Source organism: Stenotrophomonas sp. CFBP 13718 (genome assembly GCF_014842145.1).
Lineage (GTDB): Bacteria > Pseudomonadota > Gammaproteobacteria > Xanthomonadales > Xanthomonadaceae > Stenotrophomonas.
In genome coordinates this window covers 151,012-163,981 of record NZ_JACYVC010000003.1, presented here as the reverse complement: position 1 = coordinate 163,981, position 12,970 = coordinate 151,012, and the positions used below count along the sequence as shown (strand labels likewise).

10 protein-coding genes and 2 riboswitches are annotated in these 12,970 nt (G+C 67.6%); of the genes, 7 read left to right on the top strand and 3 right to left on the bottom strand.

What is annotated here, in order from left to right:
- Positions 1-202 precede the first annotated feature (202 nt).
- On the bottom strand, positions 203-820 hold the full coding sequence (locus IFT58_RS06725) for a trimeric intracellular cation channel family protein (RefSeq protein ID WP_188325151.1): 618 nt from the start codon (positions 818-820) through the stop codon (positions 203-205).
- Positions 821-938: 118 nt separating this feature from the next.
- A riboswitch (glycine riboswitch) is annotated at positions 939-1,032 on the bottom strand.
- Positions 1,033-1,044: 12 nt separating this feature from the next.
- A riboswitch (glycine riboswitch) is annotated at positions 1,045-1,135 on the bottom strand.
- A 40-nt stretch (positions 1,136-1,175) separates the two neighbouring features.
- Between IFT58_RS06725 and IFT58_RS06720 the strand changes: the two genes are divergently transcribed.
- The gene (locus IFT58_RS06720; protein WP_188325150.1) at positions 1,176-1,445 is read left to right on the top strand and encodes a GIY-YIG nuclease family protein; all 270 of its coding nucleotides are present in this window, start codon (positions 1,176-1,178) and stop codon (positions 1,443-1,445) included.
- Positions 1,446-1,789: 344 nt separating this feature from the next.
- On the opposite strand, the gene IFT58_RS06715 is transcribed toward IFT58_RS06720, so the two are convergent.
- On the bottom strand, positions 1,790-3,076 hold the full coding sequence (locus tag IFT58_RS06715) for an NAD(P)/FAD-dependent oxidoreductase (RefSeq protein WP_192094262.1): 1,287 nt from the start codon (positions 3,074-3,076) through the stop codon (positions 1,790-1,792).
- Between the two features lie 102 nt (positions 3,077-3,178).
- On the opposite strand from IFT58_RS06715, the gene IFT58_RS06710 reads away from it, so the two are divergent.
- Together IFT58_RS06710 and IFT58_RS06705 are read left to right on the top strand one after the other, a co-directional pair.
- Positions 3,179-4,033: an NYN domain-containing protein gene (locus IFT58_RS06710; RefSeq protein WP_192082002.1), complete on the top strand. Its 855-nt coding sequence runs from the start codon at positions 3,179-3,181 to the stop codon at positions 4,031-4,033.
- A gap of 60 nt (positions 4,034-4,093) precedes the next feature.
- A complete protein-coding gene (locus IFT58_RS06705) occupies positions 4,094-4,714 on the top strand; it encodes a glutathione S-transferase (protein WP_188325147.1) in 621 nt (206 codons plus the stop codon).
- 372 nt (positions 4,715-5,086) lie between these two features.
- Here IFT58_RS06705 and IFT58_RS06700 read toward each other — a convergent pair whose 3' ends face one another.
- The gene (locus IFT58_RS06700; protein WP_192094261.1) at positions 5,087-7,264 is read right to left on the bottom strand and encodes a primosomal protein N'; all 2,178 of its coding nucleotides are present in this window, start codon (positions 7,262-7,264) and stop codon (positions 5,087-5,089) included.
- 415 nt (positions 7,265-7,679) lie between these two features.
- Between IFT58_RS06700 and IFT58_RS06695 the strand changes: the two genes are divergently transcribed.
- The 4 genes from IFT58_RS06695 (at position 7,680) to sppA (ending at position 12,883) form a co-directional block, all read left to right on the top strand.
- On the top strand, positions 7,680-8,681 hold the full coding sequence (locus IFT58_RS06695) for a hypothetical protein (protein ID WP_192094260.1): 1,002 nt from the start codon (positions 7,680-7,682) through the stop codon (positions 8,679-8,681).
- Positions 8,674-9,252 carry a DUF3106 domain-containing protein gene (locus IFT58_RS06690; RefSeq protein ID WP_192094259.1) on the top strand — a complete coding sequence of 193 codons (579 nt, stop codon included), beginning with the start codon at positions 8,674-8,676 and terminating at the stop codon, positions 9,250-9,252. Before IFT58_RS06695 ends, IFT58_RS06690 begins: the two co-directional genes overlap by 8 nt.
- 223 nt (positions 9,253-9,475) lie before the next feature.
- The gene (locus IFT58_RS06685) at positions 9,476-10,840 is read left to right on the top strand and encodes an MATE family efflux transporter (protein WP_192080752.1); all 1,365 of its coding nucleotides are present in this window, start codon (positions 9,476-9,478) and stop codon (positions 10,838-10,840) included.
- A gap of 120 nt (positions 10,841-10,960) precedes the next feature.
- Complete coding sequence (gene sppA / locus IFT58_RS06680) at positions 10,961-12,883, top strand: signal peptide peptidase SppA (protein ID WP_192094258.1); 1,923 nt, start codon at positions 10,961-10,963, stop codon at positions 12,881-12,883.
- The last annotated feature ends 87 nt before the right edge of the window (positions 12,884-12,970 follow it).

Here is a 12,970-nt window from a genome sequence, read left to right as displayed (position 1 = left end):
CGGGGCCGCAGAGGCAGCGTGGCTGGATGCCGCCGCACGCAGCGACGGGGCCGTCATGGTAGCTAATCGCACGGCATATTTCCGCATGACCAAGGTCATGGGGGTGGCATGCCGGCGCGTGACGGCCGTCAGCAGAAAGTCGGTAGTGACGGCCGCTGGCCGTCAATCGAACTGACGGCCAGCGGCCGTCACTACCGGTTTTTCAGTGCACTTCGTCGTGGTACACGAACTTCGGCATTTCCCAGCGGTAGTGGATCGCCAGCAGGCGTAACGCGAACCCCCCGCCCAGGCAGCACAGGATGGCGATGTTGTCGGCCACGTTCCAGCGCAACAGCAGCAGGTACGCAGCACCGGTGAGCAACGAGATGATCGCGTAGAGCTCTTTCTGGAAGATCAGCGGCACCTCGTTGCACAGGATGTCGCGCAGCACGCCGCCGAACGCACCGGTCAGCATCCCGGCGATCAGCACGATCGGTGTGGCATGTCCGGTTTCGCGGGCGATCGCGCAGCCGATCAGGGTGAAGGCGATCAGCCCCAGACCATCCAGCACCAGGAACGTGCGGCGGAAGTGGTGCATCCAGCGCGCGACCCAGGTGGCGATCAACGCAGCGCAGACAGTGAATCCGAGGTACTCCGGATGCTTCACCCAGGCCAAGGGGTAATGGCCGAGGATGATGTCGCGCAGTGAGCCCCCGCCCAACGCGGTGACACAGGCGATCATGACCACGCCGAAAAGATCCATGCGGCGGCGTCCTGCGGACAGGGCGCCGGTCATGGCTTCGGCGGAAATAGCGATCAGGTAGATGATGGACAACAGCATGGGCAGGCTCCGGACGCGGTGGGACGCCGCTGACGGTAGAACCGACGTGAGTCGGCTGACGGACGGCCACGCAAGGCACGCACCGATGCGCGCGCATCGACGAATCAAGGTGACCGGTGCCGCTCCCGCTGTCCTTTTGCCTGAGAGTTCAGCGGATGAAACCGCGTGCCCCTTCGGCGGATCCTTGCGGACCTCTCTCCAGCTCGGCGAATCGGATACATGGTTGGTGGGATGCCATCCCACCGGCCTGAGCGATCATGGGAGCCTGCGCCTTCGGCGGGTGCCAGCGTGGCACCACTCTCCTGCATCCGGCGCGTAGTGTAGCTGCTGGCCGCCGTTGGGCGATAATCGCCGCATGCCCTGCCTGACTGCCCCGTGGTTCCTGTACCTGCTTGAATGCCGGGATGGCAGCTATTACGCGGGGATCAGCACCGACGTACAGGCCCGCTTCGCCGCCCACCAGGCCGGCAAGGGGGCGCGCTACACCCGCGCGCGCCCACCCCTGCAGATCCTGGCCGTACGCCAGTATCCAGACCGCGCGGAAGCCTCCCGCGCCGAGTGGCAACTGAAGCAGCTGCCGCGCGCGAAGAAGCTCGCATGGCTCAGCGGCGCCATCGGCCCATGACGCACGACCGGTAGAGCCGCTTGGTAGAGCCGCCTGGTAGAGCCGACTTCAGTCGGCTGCTCTTAGCGCACCACCGCGCAAGCCGATCGGTAGAGCCGACTTCAGTCGGCTGCTCTACCGCACCACCGCGCAAGCCGACTGAAGTCGGCTCTACCGGTGGGCCCCATCCGTCGGCACCATCCGTAGACCCGATCCGTAAGCCCAACCCGTAAGCCCCATCCGTGGACCCCACCCGTCGGCACCATCCGTAGACCCGATCCGTACGCCCCATCCGTAAGCCCCATCCGTGGGCCCAACCGTAGGCCCACCCATGAACGCCACGCGTCAGCGCAGCGGTCGCGCCGCTACACCGAAGGTGGCGGATCCTTCGGCGGCTTCACGTCACCGAAGATGATCCGTGCGCTGCGCTGGTAGCTCCAGTACGCCACAGCCCAGTTCAACAACACCACCATGCGGTTGCGGAAGCCGATCAGGAAGAATACGTGCGCGGCCAGCCAGAACCACCACGCCAGCACGCCGGACAGCTGCAGCTTGCCCAGGTGCACGATCGCGGCCATGCGGCCGATGGTGGCCAGGTTGCCGTAGTCGGCGTACGTGAACGCGCCCGGTTCCGGCTTGCCGTGCAGGCGCGCACGAACGGTGTCTGCTACGTGTTTGCCCATCTGCTTGGCCGCCGGTGCGACGCCTGGCACCGGCCGCCCATCGGCCTGCGTCAGCGCGGCCAGGTCGCCGGCCACGAACACTTCCGGGTGGCCGGGCAGGGTCAGGTCGGGCTGCACCTGCACGCGGCCAGCGCGGTCGAGCGGCACGTCCAGCGTGGCGCCCAACGGCGATGCGGCGACGCCTGCCGCCCACACCACCGTGCGTGCAGGAACGAACTGATCGCCCAGCTGGAAGCCGAGGCTGTCGATCGACGTCACCGGGGTGCCGGTCAGTACTTCCACGCCCAGCTTTTCCAGCTGCCGACGTGCCTTCAGCGAGAGCACGTCCGGGAACGTGGACAGCACGCGCGGTCCGGCTTCCACCAGGCGCACCTTGGCCGACGCCGGGTCGATGTGGCGGAACTCGTTGCGCAGGGTATGCCGGGCAATTTCGGCCAGCGTGCCGGCCAGCTCCACGCCGGTCGGGCCACCTCCGACCACGGCGAAGCTGAGCCACGCCGCTTTCTTTTCCGGATCCGGCTCGGCCTCGGCACGCTCGAAGGCCAACAGCAGCTTGCGTCGCAAGGCAATCGCGTCATCCAGCGTCTTCAGGCCGGGCGCATCCTTGGCCCATTCGTCATGGCCGAAATAGGCATGGGTGGCGCCGCTGGCCAGCAGCAGGGAGTCGTACGCCATCGAGGTGCCATCGGCCAGATGCACGCTGCGCGTCACCTTGTCGATGCGGCTGACTTCGCCCAGGCGGACTTCCACGTTGCGCTGTTGGCCGAGGATATGCCGCAGCGGTGCGGCGATATCCGGCGCGGAAAGGCCTGCCGTCGCGACCTGGTAGAGCAAGGGCTGGAACAGATGATGGTTGCGGCGGTCGATCAGGGTGATGCGGATGCGCTCGCTGGCCAGGGCGCGGGTCGCCCAGAGGCCGGCGAAACCGCCGCCGACGATGACCAGGTGGGGGGTGCGCTCGCGGGACATCGCGTGGCTCCAGTAGGGGGGCGTGGGGATGATCGCATGTCACGGCGGAGTACGCCGGGCTGGAACATACTGTCCTCTGCCCATCGTCAGCCTGGAGTCGGTATGTCCGAGCCTGAAAAGCGCATTGCCCTGTTGATCGACGCCGACAACGCGCCGGCCGCGAAGATCGAGGAAGTCCTGGCCGAGGTCGCCCGCCACGGCGTGGCGAACGTGCGCCGTGCCTACGGCAACTGGAAAAGCCCGAACCTGAAAAGCTGGGAAGCGGTGCTGCACGAGTACGCGATCCGCCCGATCCAGCAGTTCGCCTACAGCCGCGGCAAGAATGCGTCCGACATGGCGATGGTGATCGACGCGATGGACCTGCTGTACGCCGGCAACCTGGATGGCTTCGCGATCGTCTCCAGCGATGCCGACTTCACCCCGCTGGTGATGCGCCTGCTGACCGATGGGGTGAAGGTGTACGGCTTTGGTGAAAAGAAGACGCCGGAGCCCTTCGTCAACGCGTGTTCCAAGTTCACCTATGTCGAAGCGCTGGGCCAGGCACATGTCAGCGCGCCGGAGATCGAAACCGGTGCAGTGTCCGCAGGTGAAACGAGCAGCGAGGCGCGCCCGCGCAAGACCGGCGCGGAGATGCGCAGCGATACCAAACTGGTGAACCTGCTGCGCCGCGCGGTGGCATCGGCGGAGGGTGAGGACGGCTGGTCGCACCTGGGGCCGGTCGGTAGCCAGATCGGCAACCAGGCGTCGTTCGATCCGCGGAATTATGGCTACGGCAAGCTCAGTGACCTGCTGGCGGCGATCGGCCTGTTCGACATGAAGAAAGAAGGCAAATCGTCCTTCGTACGCGCGCTGGCGAAGAAGCCGGCTGCAAAACCTGCCGCAGGACAAGCGCCGAAACCCGCCGCCAAACAGGCGAGGAAGCAGGCAGCAAAAAGCGGCAAGCCCGATGTGGCGTGATCGGCGTATCGTAGCGGTCCCGCGCCTGCCGGGCGCCCGTTTGCCCGCAAGAGAACCAACATGCTGAAGATCTGGGGCCGTCGCAATTCGAGCAATGTGCGCAAGGTGCTGTGGTGTGCCGAAGAGATCGGCCTGACCTACGAGTCCATCGAAGTGGGCGGCAGTTTCGGTGGTACGCAGGCAGCGGAGTACCAGGCGATGAATCCCAACGGACTGGTGCCGGTGATTGAAGACCACGGCCTGCCGCTATGGGAATCCAATGCGATCGTGCGCTATCTGTCGGCACGTTATGCGTTGGGCAGCTTGTACGACGAATCGCCGATCGTGCGGGCGCAGAGCGAGAAATGGATGGACTGGAGCACTTCCCGCATGGCGCCGCTGTACAGCGAGCTGATATGGGGGGTGATGCGCACCGCGCCGGCAGACCGCGACGAAGCGCGCATCAATGCGGCACTGGTGAAGGCGGGCGATCTGCTGGCGATGGCCGATGCGGAGCTTGCCAAGCAGCCCTGGCTGTCCGGCGACCACTTCGCGATGGGTGACATTCCGCTGGGGTCGCTGGTGTATGCATGGTTTGAAATGCCGATCCAGCGCCCCGACCTGCCGCACCTTGCGGAGTGGTACGCGCGGTTGCGCGAGCGCCCTGCCTACCAGCGCGGTGTGATGACTGGCATGAGCTGAGACGGCCGCGCGCCGCGCGCTGGTGCGCCTCGGTGCGTCGGGGGGGAGGCTGCGCCGGGGGGCGGTCCCGGTAGAGCCGACTTCAGTCGGCTGCGGTGGGATCTCGCGAAATGCAGCCGACTGAAGTCGGCTCTACCGGTCGGCTGCGGTGGGATTTCGCGGAATGCAGCCGACTGAAGTCAGCTCTACCGATCGGCTGCGGTGGGATCTCGCCAAATGCAGCCGACTGAAGTCGGCTCTACCGGTTGGCTGCGGTGGGATCTCGCGGAGTGCAGCCGACTGAAGTCGGCTCTACCGGTCGGCGAAGCCGGCGGGCGAAACCGCTCGGCGAAGCCAGCGGGCGATACCCGTCCGCCCCGTTCCCTGACGCGCTCAGTACAGGTCCATCGGATCCACATCCAGCGACCAGCGCACTTTGCGTGCTTCCGGCAGGCCGTGCAGCAACGGGGCGACGTGGTCCAGTACGGCGTGCAGCAGCGGCCGCTGCGCGCTGGACAGCAGCAGTTGCGTGCGCTGGTATCCCGCACGCCGGGGCATGGGCGCGGGCATCGGGCCGAATGCTTCCAGATGCGGTTGCTCGCCCAGCAGGCCGCGCGCAGCCAGCAGGAACGCGTTGGCCTGCTCGACCTGCTGGGCTTCGGCCCGTAGCAGGGCGAGATGGGCAAACGGGGGAAAGCCCGCCGCGTGGCGCTGGGTCAGTTCGGCCGCCGCGAACGGGTGGTAGCCGCCGTTCACCAGGGTTTCCAGCAGCGGATGGCCCGGATGGTGGGTCTGCAGCCAGACTTCACCGGGATCGCGCGCGCGGCCGGCGCGACCTGCCACCTGGATCAACTGCTGGGCCAGCTTCTCGGTGGCGCGGAAGTCCGACGAAAACAGGCCTTCATCGATGCCGACCACCACCACCAGGGTCAGCTTGGGCAGGTCGTGGCCCTTGGCCAGGATCTGCGTGCCGACGAGGATGCCGGGCTGCTCGCCCAGCGTGGCCAGTTGCTGCTCCAGCGCGTCACGGCGTGAGGTGGTGCTGCGATCGATGCGCAGCACCGGCACGTCCGGGAACGCCTGCAGCAGGTGTTCTTCCAGTCGTTCGGTACCGATGCCCTGTGGCTGGAGGGCCAGGCTGGCGCAGGCGGGGCAGGCCAGCGGCGCCGCTTGGCGGGCACCGCAGTGATGGCATTGCAGGCGGCGGCCGGCACCGTGCACGGTCATGGGCGCATCGCAGCGCTGGCAGGGTGCGGTCCACCCGCAGTCGTGGCACAGCAGCACCGGCGCGTAGCCACGGCGGTTCTTGAACACCAGCACCTGCTGGCCGTTGCGCAGGTGTTCGGCGATGCCCTCGAGCACCTGCGGCGACAGGCCATCGCGCAGCGGGCGCTTGCGCACATCCAGGATGCGCACGCGCGGCGGCCGCGCCTCGCCGGCGCGTTGCTTCAGCCGAAGATGCGTGAAGCGGCCAGCGTGTGCGTTGTGCAGGGATTCCAGGGCCGGGGTCGCGCTGCCCAGCACGACCGGTACGGCCAGCGCCTTGCCGCGGACCAGGGCGAAATCACGCGCGTGGTAGCGGATGCCGTCCTGCTGCTTGTAGCTGTTGTCATGTTCTTCGTCGACGATCAGCAGGCCCGCCTCGGGCAACGGCATGAAGATCGCCGAGCGCGTGCCGACGATCACCCGTGCCTCGCCGCGCGCTGCGGCCGCCCAGACGCGCGCGCGCTCGTTGTCGTTCAACCCCGAGTGATACGCGTGCACCGCGATGCCGAGGCGACCGCGGAAGCGCGCGAGGGTCTGTGGGGTGAGGCCGATCTCCGGCACCAGCACCAGCGCCTGCCGACCCTGTGCCAGACACTGGATGATGGCCTGCAGGTAGACCTCGGTCTTGCCGCTGCCGGTCACCCCGTCCAACAGGAAAGGCACGAATCCCGTTGAGGTGGTGATGGCCTCGACGGCCGCCGCTTGATCCGGATTCAGCGTCGGGCCGCCCAGCGGGCTGGCCTGCATCGGCGCCACGCTCAGCGCGACACGTTCGGCCAGGCCGCGCTTGCCCAGACTGCGTGCGGCGGGGCGCCAGTCCTCCATCCGCGCACCGATCACGTCCTCGTCAACGACCGCGTCGGCCAGCAGTTCGGCCAGTTGCCGCGGCCGGCTGCCTGCGCGCAGGCCATCACGCTGATCGCGCCCGGCCTGCGTGAGCTGCCAGCCCCAATGATGGGTGTCCGGCATTGGTTCGCCATGGCGCAGCGGCCCGGGCAGGGCCATCGACAGCACCTCGCCCAACGGGGCATGGGTGTAGCGGGCAAGCCATTGCAGGCTCTGCCACAGCTCGCCCTGCAGCACCGGCTGCGGGTCCAGCCATGCGATGGCCTGACGTAGGGAGGCGCCCTCCTCGGCCGTACCGTGTCCGGCCACGACCCCCACCAGTTCGCGGGGCCCGAACGGCACCCTGATGCGGCAACCCACGACGTCGCCCGCGGCCGCGCCATCGGGCGGCAGATAGTCGAACAACTGCGGCAGCGGGACGGGGAGGGCAACGCGCAGGGTGGGTGACAGAGCGACCATGCACTCAGTGTAGCGGCCCGTTCAGCCGACTCGCGACCCGGGTTCAGCGATCTCACACTTCAGTGAAGACAGCCTAAACACGAGCTAAATATAAGACTCCATTGGATATTCAGGGTTATCCACATCTTCTGTGGATAAGTCTGTGTGTTAGCGGCGGTGTAACGCGCCAAGTCCCGATGCCGACAGCCGCATTGTTCTCTTGGTCAAAAAATAGCCACACAATATTTGTCTTTAAAATCAACGTGATGAATGTGAAATGCCGTGGAAACATGAGCCGGGCTGCGTTTTGGCATCAGCGAACATGACGGTCCATGACGCTGTGCACAACCTGCAGCACGATCCCCGCAAACGCGCAAGCCCTCGGCGGCACCAGTGACGACCCGTTATCATTCCGCGTGAATTCCTGGAGTACCCGATGACGGCTGCGTCCGCCCCTGTTTCCCCCACTGCGGCCGGTGCACTGTCGGCATTCCTTCGAGGCGTCGAGCGCCGGGCGCTGGTCGTCGCTGAGCTGCAGACCGGCGACCCCGCGCGGGCCGAGCAAGCCCTCGTGGCGGTCATGCGGGCCTTCGCCGCCGTGGCCAGCGACCTGCCCATGGCACAGTGGCCGCCGCGCTTCTGGGCGCTGCTGGCGGCCCGCCAGGCCCTGCGTGACACGCCCACCGGCCGCTGGGACGGCGGGGTGGCACATCTGGGTGAACTCGACCCGCTGGTCCGCTTGGCACTCCTGCTGCGCATCGGCGCAGGCCTGGATGAAGATACCGCCGCACGGCTGTTGGACACCGACGTGGATGGTTATCAGGAAGCGCTTGCCGCCGCCTGTCCCCGCGACGCGGGTGGGCAGCCCGACGCCCACGGCTGGCGGGTCCTGGCCGAAGAGGTGCAGCAGCGCATCCGGGAGTTGCCAGCGCAGCGCCTGAAAGAGCTGCAGCAACCGGTGGCGGCGGGCAAGAAGGAGGCATCGTCGAAGAGCTGGCGCGCGCCGGCCAACGAGCAGCGCAGCACGCCGGTGCCGCCGCGTCGCCGGCCCTCGCAGCAGCGCCGCTGGCGTGGCCCGGCAATCCTGCTGGCCACCGTACTGGTGCTGCTGGTGGCCGGACTCGGCTGGCGCGCGTGGCAGGGCCGTACCCCGGACGCCCCCGCGATCGTGCCGGAGGGTGCCGTGGGCGACGCCGGGCCGGTGAAGGTGGAGGCGCTGGACACGGATGCGCCCAAGGTGGCCCCTGCCGGCACCGACCCGATGGCCACCGAAGATGCCGCGATGCTGGCCGACCCCGATTTCCCTCTGCTTGCCGACGCGGACCTGCATGCCTGGTCAGCCGCGGGTGGCCCGCTGCCGGTGGACGAATCGCAGGCAAAACCGACCCGTCCAGAGCCGGTGGCTGCTGGGCTTGAAACGGCCGCGGCCGATGAGTAAGTCGGTCGGGGGGCTGCTGCTGGTTGGGATGATGATGTCGACCGCAGCGCAGGCCGCGCCAGACCGCAATGTGCTGCCGCTTTCGTCATCGAGCGGCCCCGCCGGCGTCCCGGTCACACCCGCGCCCGCGCTCCCGGCCTGGGACCAGCTCAGCCCCGAGCAGAAGCGTCAGCGTCGCAGTGACTACGCCGCGTGGCGATCAATGAGCGAATCGGAACGGCAACGCGTACGGCAGGCGGCCGGCCAGTTCTCGGCGTTGCCGCCGGCGCGCCAGCAGGCACTGCGGGACAGCTTCACTGCACAGGACCAGGCCTTCCGCGATGGGTGGCGGCTTGGCCCCTTGCTCGGTGAGCACTTTGGTCGGCTGCAGGGCATGTTCGGGTATGTGCCGGAAGACCAGCGCGACGCGACGCTGGCCATGCTGCGGCAGCTGACCCCCGCCCAGGTATCGCAATTGACGCTGGTGGCACAGCGCACGCCGCCACAACAGCGCGACGCCGTGCGCAGCGAATTCCTGGCGGTCGCACCCGCACAGCGCGACGCCTGGCTGACCCGCCAGGTAGGCCGGTAAGCAGCGCCTTCATCGCGCGGCCGCTGCGCTCGCCGACCATGGGTCGGCGCTACCGGCGTGTCGGCGTAAGCGGTGGGTCGGCGCAAGCGGTCTGTCCGTTTTCTGGTAGAGCCGGCTTCAGCCGGCTGGCTCCAGATCGCTGAAGAACAGGTAAGATGGCGCCCCGCAACCCGGTGCCTGTGCCCTTCGCGCGCAGCCGCAGTTGGCGACCTCCGCCGCATCCATGTCCATCGCATCCCCCGCCCCGCGCTTCAGCCAGGAAGTGCGCGCCACCGGCATCCTCGCGCTGCCGCTTGTCCTCGGCCACGTGTCCACCGGATTGATCTCGTTCGTCGACAACGTGATCGCCGGTCACCATGGCACCCATACGCTCGCTGCGGTCACCATCGGCACGGCCCTGCTGTGGCTGCCGATGCTGATCCCGATCGGAACCCTGATCTCGCTCACCGCGTCGGTTTCCCAGCTGCACGGGGCCGGCCGCGAGCGTGAGATCGGCCCGCTGTTCCGCCAGGCCCTGTGGCTGGCGCTCGGGCTGGGACTGATCATGTTCACGTTCCTCAGCGTGGTGCCACCGCTGCTGCCGGCATTCGGCATCGCGCCGGAGATCGTGCCAGGGGCCACCGCGTTCCTGCACGCGGTGCGCTGGGGTGGCCCGGCCCTGACGCTGTACTTCTGCATGCGCTATCTCAGCGAGGGCATGCATTGGACGCTGCCGACCATGCTGATCGGCTTCGGCGGGCTGCTGGTGCTGGCCCCGATGGGCTATGTGCTGGCCAACGGCAAGCTGGGCTTCCCGGAGCTGGGCGCGGAAGGGCTGGGCATCGCCTCGGCGGTGATGATGTGGCTGCAGGCGCTCTGCTTCGGCACCTACCTGTGGAAGACCAAGCGCTTCGAGCACCTGCAGCTTTTCAGCCATTTCGAGGGCCCACGCTGGCGCGCCATCTGGGAGCTGCTGCGTACCGGCCTGCCGATCGGTATCACCGTGCTGATGGAGGGTGGGCTGTTCATCGTCACCGCGCTGCTGATCGGACGACTCGGCGCCAACGAAGCGGCAGCGCACCAGATCGCCATCAACGTGGCCCAGCTGTGCTTCATGATTCCGATGGGCGTGGCCGAAGCCACCACCGTACGTGTCGGCCATTCGGTCGGGCGCGGTGACGGCCACGGCGTGCGCCGCGCGGCCTGGGCGGGCTACGCGATCATCATGGGCACGCAGACCGTGTCCGCGTTGGCCCTGCTGCTTGGCCATGACGCCATCGTCGGTGTGTACACCAATGACCTTGCCGTCGCCGGGCTGGCGTCGACGTTGCTGCTGTACGCCGCGGCCTTCCAGTTCCCGGATGGCATCCAGGTGTTGTCCGCCGGTGCGTTGCGTGGCTTGAAGGACACGCGCGTGCCGATGTTCATTGCCATGTTCGCGTACTGGGGCCTGGGCATGCCGCTCGGCGCCGGGCTTGGGTTGTGGCTGGGCATGGGCCCGCAGGGCATGTGGATCGGCCTGATTGTCGGGCTGACGGCGGCGGCCATCCTGATGGGGTGGCGCCTGCACCGCAGTGGCGCCCGGGTGGGGCAGTCGCTGCCGGCCTGAACGCTCGCTGCGCCCACGTTCCTCACGCAGACCCCCTTACTTGTGTCCGATGCTGCGGACAACCACACCCGTTATGCTGATCCCGCAAATTCCTCGGCAAGATGCCAACCGGAGCACCCCATGAACCAAACCGTGCCACCGCTGCCCCCGGCGCGTCGCAATCCTATCGCCGCGTTCTTCGTCGGGCTGTGGGACGTGATGAACTTCACCCGCCGGCTGATCCTCAACGTGCTGTTCTTCGGCCTGTTGTTCTTCATTCTGGTCGCGCTGGTCGTGGCCGCCGGCATGGGTGCAGGCGCCAGCAAGTCGCTGCAGGACCGCACCACGCTGGTCATCGCGCCGGAAGGCCGCCTGGTGGAGCAGTTCAGTACCGACCCGGTCAGCCGTGCCTTCGCCAAGGCAATGGGCGATACCAATGCCGAGGAAATCCAGCTGCGCGACCTGATCCGCGCGATCGACGCGGCACGCGACGACAAAAAGATCGAGCGTGTCGTGCTGGAGCTGGACAAGCTGCAGCCGTCCGGCTTCGCGTCGCTGCGTGAAGTGGCCGCCTCGCTGCAGCAGCTGCGCGCGTCGGGCAAGCAGATCGTGGCCTACAGCGAGAGCATGGGCCAGTCGCAGTACCTGCTGGCCGCGCAGGCCGACGAGGTGTACCTGGATCCGATGGGCGCGGTGCTGCTGGAAGGCCTGGGTCGCTACCGCCAGTACTTCCGCACCGGCCTGCAGGACAAGCTGGGCGTGGATGTGCACCTGTTCAAGGTTGGCGAATACAAGTCCGCCGCCGAGCCCTACGTGCTCGACGCCGCATCCCCGCAGGCCAAGGAAGCCGACCTGTACTGGATGAACGATGTGTGGCAGCGCTACCTCGGCGATATCGCCAAGGCCCGTCGCCTGGATCCGGCGCAGCTGGCCGCTGGCATCGATACGTTGCCGGAAGGCGTCGCCGCCGCCGGTGGTGATCTCGCCAAGTTCGCGCTCCAGCAGAAGCTGGTCACCGCGCTGAAGACGCGCGAAGAGTTCGAAGACCTGATGATCGAGCGCGGCGTTGCCGACGGCGATGCAGACGGCGGCTTCCGCAACGTCAACCTGGGCGCCTATCTGGGCCAGCTGGACGCACGCCGCAGCCCGGTGGATTCGCGTCCGCAGGTAGCGGTGGTGGTCGCGGCCGGTGAGATCAGCGGCGGCGATCTGCCGGCCGGTCGCATCGGCGGCGAATCGACCTCCGCGCTGCTGCGCGAAGCGCGCGACGACGACAACGTAAAGGCCGTGGTGCTGCGCGTGGATTCGCCGGGCGGCGAAGTGTTCGCGTCCGAGCAGATCCGTCGCGAAGTCGTCGCACTGCAGGCTGCCGGCAAGCCGGTCGTGGTGTCGATGGGCGACCTGGCGGCATCGGGCGGTTACTGGATCAGCATGAACGCTGACCGCATCTATGCTGATGCATCGACCATCACCGGCTCGATCGGCATCTTCGGCATGGTGCCGAACGTGGCCCGCGCGCTGGACAAGATCGGCGTGCACACCGATGGCGTGGGTACGACCCGCTTCGCCGGCGCGTTCGACATGACCAAGCCGCTGGATCCGGCCGTGGGCCAGGTGATCCAGTCGGTGATCAACAAGGGATATGCCGACTTCACCGGTCGTGTGGCCGATGCGCGCAAGAAGCCGGTGGACGCCGTGGACGAAGTGGCACGTGGCCGCGTCTGGTCCGGCGCGCAGGCCAAGGAACGCGGTCTGGTCGACGCGTTTGGTGGCTTGAAGGATGCAGTGGCCGATGCAGCGGGCCGGGCCAAGCTCGGCGCCGACGACAAGTACCGCGTGCGTTACATCGAAAAGGCGGCCACGCCGTTTGCGCAGTTCGTCAGCAGCTTCGCCGGCACCCATGCCGGTGGCTGGATGCTGGCCGAATCCGGCGTGGGCCGGATGGTGCTGGCGCGCACGATGCCGGAAGTGAATACCCAGCTGCGCTTCGTCGAAGACGCCGCGCGCGAGCAGGGCAAGGGCACCCCGGTGAAGGCGCTGGCGTACTGCTTCTGCGGTTTCTGAGACACCCGGCGGGGGTGGCGCCGATGGGGGTAGAGCCGACTTCAGTCGGCTTTCCTCACCGCTCGCGGCACACCAGCCGACGGGGTA

Coding starts and splice junctions, on each gene's coding strand:
- sppA (WP_192094258.1), top strand. CDS start 10,961: ATGAACCAAACCGTGCCACCGCTGCCCCCGGCGCGTCGCAATCCTATC.
- IFT58_RS06720 (WP_188325150.1), top strand. CDS start 1,176: ATGCCCTGCCTGACTGCCCCGTGGTTCCTGTACCTGCTTGAATGCCGG.
- IFT58_RS06695 (WP_192094260.1), top strand. CDS start 7,680: ATGACGGCTGCGTCCGCCCCTGTTTCCCCCACTGCGGCCGGTGCACTG.
- IFT58_RS06685 (WP_192080752.1), top strand. CDS start 9,476: ATGTCCATCGCATCCCCCGCCCCGCGCTTCAGCCAGGAAGTGCGCGCC.
- IFT58_RS06710 (WP_192082002.1), top strand. CDS start 3,179: ATGTCCGAGCCTGAAAAGCGCATTGCCCTGTTGATCGACGCCGACAAC.
- IFT58_RS06690 (WP_192094259.1), top strand. CDS start 8,674: ATGAGTAAGTCGGTCGGGGGGCTGCTGCTGGTTGGGATGATGATGTCG.
- IFT58_RS06705 (WP_188325147.1), top strand. CDS start 4,094: ATGCTGAAGATCTGGGGCCGTCGCAATTCGAGCAATGTGCGCAAGGTG.
- IFT58_RS06700 (WP_192094261.1), bottom strand. CDS start 7,264: ATGGTCGCTCTGTCACCCACCCTGCGCGTTGCCCTCCCCGTCCCGCTG.
- IFT58_RS06725 (WP_188325151.1), bottom strand. CDS start 820: ATGCTGTTGTCCATCATCTACCTGATCGCTATTTCCGCCGAAGCCATG.
- IFT58_RS06715 (WP_192094262.1), bottom strand. CDS start 3,076: ATGTCCCGCGAGCGCACCCCCCACCTGGTCATCGTCGGCGGCGGTTTC.